Genomic DNA, 2,271 nt, shown 5'->3' with positions numbered 1-2,271 from the left:
GTGTGCCCGGAGTTCAGGGCGGGCATGGATGCTTAAATGAACCGCGAGTCTGTCTGGAATATTGAACCGGTAACTCACGATGAGAAACCCAACAATCCCACCGGGTGTGACGGTGGAGAACCTGAGCGGCAGTGACCTGCGGCATGCCCGCAGGGTGATGTAACCCGCTGACAACGGGGATTGAGGCGAGATCACTAAGCCGAGATGATCCTCAAGGTTAAGTACTGAAAGGCTGAAGAACATGAACCCGTTAATCCGCCTCTGTGGGTTGAAAACGTCACCACGGCCTACGTGATCTGACAGGCCGTGCAGGAGGAACTGGCAGTGATACGTAAGCACTGCCGGTCGAAGGTGTTTTGACATGTATGCGAAACACCGGGGCAGCAGCGTCTATCACGCTTGCGATGCTGACTTCTGCCAACTTGCGGCAAGCAAGGATAAAGAGTGCGACGGGCAGCCTCCTCAGTATGCCTGAGTCCAGGCAGGTAAACCGGGGAAGGTCAGCGACGGATGTTAAGGGGGCATGGCTCCGATGACGCGCTGGCTGGCGGAGCTTCCGTAGTAGTCCGCGATGGGGAAAGCCCATTACATGGCGAAGGGAAGCAGTTTGAATGTGTTTGCGACGTGAATTAACTGACCTAACGAGGTGAAGACCTTTGATAATCAGCGAAATGCAACGCAAGCTTGCCACATGGGCAGCCACCGATCCGTCCCTACGGATTCAACGGCTGCTGCGTCTGATAACACAACCAGAATGGCTGGCTGAAGCGGCGCGGATCACGCTTTCATCAAAGGGGGCCCATACCCCCGGCGTTGATGGCGTGAACAAAACAATGCTACAGGCCAGACTGGCTGTTGAGCTGCAAATCCTCAGGGATGAATTACTCTCAGGCCACTACCAGCCCTTGCCCGCCAGACGGGTTTACATCCCTAAAAGCAACGGCAAACTGCGACCACTGGGTATCCCCGCGTTGCGGGATCGTATTGTTCAGCGGGCCATGCTGATGGCGATGGAGCCGATATGGGAGAGTGATTTTCATACGCTCTCATATGGCTTCCGGCCTGAGCGCAGTGTCCACCACGCGATCCGCACGGTGAAATTACAGCTCACAGACTGTGGTGAAACCCGGGGACGCTGGGTGATTGAAGGCGACCTGTCCAGTTACTTCGACACCGTACATCATCGACTGCTGATGAAGGCTGTACGCCGCAGGATCAGTGACGCACGTTTCATGACTCTGCTGTGGAAAACCATCAAGGCGGGACATATCGATGTCGGTCTCTTTCGGGCGGCCAGTGAAGGTGTACCACAGGGCGGTGTTATATCGCCGCTATTATCGAACATCATGCTGAATGAGTTCGATCAATACCTGCATGAGCGCTACCTGAGCGGGAAAGCCAGAAAAGATCGGTGGTACTGGAATAACAGTATCCAACGGGGCCGAAGTACGGCGGTCAGAGAAAACTGGCAGTGGAAACCCGCGGTGGCGTACTGCCGCTATGCCGATGATTTTGTCCTCATCGTCAAAGGCACCAAAGCACAGGCGGAAGCCATCAGGGAGGAGTGTCGGGGTGTGCTCGAAGGCAGTCTGAAACTCAGGCTGAACATGGATAAGACTAAAATCACCCATGTTAATGACGGCTTTATCTTTCTGGGGCACAGGATCATTCGCAAACGCAGTCGTTATGGCGAGATGCGAGTGGTCTCAACGATCCCGCAGGAGAAAGCCAGAAACTTCGCCGCATCGCTGACAGCACTGTTATCAGGCAACTACAGTGAAAGCAAAGTCGATATGGCTGAACAACTCAACCGAAAACTGAAAGGCTGGGCCATGTTCTATCAGTTCGTTGATTTTAAGGCCAAAGTCTTCAGTTATATCGACCGTGTCGTGTTCTGGAAGCTGGCTCACTGGCTGGCCCGCAAATACCGTACAGGTATCGCTTCCCTGATGAGGTGGTGGTGTAAATCACCGAAACCGGGTCAGAGCAAAACGTGGGTTTTATTTGGTAAAACCAATCACGGCAAGCTCAGCGGCGAAATACTGTACCGGTTGGTGGGGCAAGGCAAGAAGCTGTTCCGCTGGCGGCTACCCGAAGGTAATCCCTATCTGAGGACGGAGACCAGAAACACGTATACATCGCGCTTTACAGAAGTGGCAATGGCGTTCGCCAGCATTTAAATGGAGAGCCGGATGCGCTGAAAGGTGCACGTCCGGTTCGGGGAGGAGAGGCAGGGAAATAGTCCGACTACGCCCTGCCTCTTACTCTACT

2 protein-coding genes are annotated in these 2,271 nt (G+C 54.2%); one reads left to right on the top strand and one right to left on the bottom strand.

The features are described from left to right. On the bottom strand, nucleotides 1-243 hold a 243-nt coding region (locus LLF79_RS26735; RefSeq protein WP_071988032.1), incomplete at its 3' end, for a hypothetical protein. A 428-nt stretch (nucleotides 244-671) separates the two neighbouring features. Here LLF79_RS26735 and ltrA point away from each other — a divergent pair. Further along, the gene (gene ltrA, locus LLF79_RS26730) at nucleotides 672-2,180 is read left to right on the top strand and encodes a group II intron reverse transcriptase/maturase (protein WP_001189111.1); all 1,509 of its coding nucleotides are present in this window, start codon (nucleotides 672-674) and stop codon (nucleotides 2,178-2,180) included. Nucleotides 2,181-2,271 lie beyond the last annotated feature (91 nt).

The organism is Enterobacter cloacae complex sp. 2021EL-01169 (assembly GCF_020733125.1).
GTDB lineage: Bacteria > Pseudomonadota > Gammaproteobacteria > Enterobacterales > Enterobacteriaceae > Enterobacter > Enterobacter roggenkampii.
The sequence above is the reverse complement of the archived record's forward strand: the minus strand, read 5'-3'. Positions and strand labels throughout refer to the sequence as shown.

Coding starts and splice junctions, on each gene's coding strand:
- ltrA (WP_001189111.1), top strand. CDS start 672: ATGCAACGCAAGCTTGCCACATGGGCAGCCACCGATCCGTCCCTACGG.